The 618-nt window shown below is 27.8% G+C and carries 1 protein-coding gene; it reads left to right on the top strand.

The window, feature by feature from the left end:
* The coding region (gene dcm, locus ACTHS3_RS16550) for a DNA (cytosine-5-)-methyltransferase (RefSeq protein ID WP_440368578.1) at positions 1–551 on the top strand (551 nt) is incomplete at its 5' end.
* Positions 552–618: the final 67 nt, after the last annotated feature.

Here is a 618-nt window from a genome sequence, read left to right on the forward strand (position 1 = left end):
ATAAACTAAATTATCAGGTTTTTTTTAAAGTAATGAATACAGCAGAATATGCAAACATACCTCAAAATAGAGAGCGTATATTTATTGTGGCTTTTAATAAAGACCATAACTTTGATACTTCAAAATTTGATTTTCCCAAAAAAATTAAACTTACAAAAAGCATACACGACATTTTAGACAAGGAAAAACAAGAAGATATTTATTACTACGATAAATCAAAATATATTTCTCAATTAAAAGAAACAATTAAATCAAAAGATACCATCTATCAATGGAGAAGGGTTTATGTAAGAGAAAATAAAAATAAATTATGTCCTACATTAACTGCTAATATGGGAACAGGAGGCCATAATGTGCCACTCTTACTTGATGACTACGGAATAAGAAAACTAACACCTAAAGAATGCTTTGCTTTTCAAGGGTACGATATGAGAAGTTTTATAATGCCCAATATTGCCAAGAGTAAATTATATATGCAAGCTGGAAATAGTGTTACCATGCCTCTAGTAAAAAGAGTTGCTGAAAATTTCTTAAGGGTACTATATGAATAATCAAATTAATACAAATGAAAAATATATTGAACTTTTAAAAATTATAGCATCTCTATCTGGTCTGTTT

Source organism: Neisseria sp. P0009.S007, from assembly GCF_051962515.1.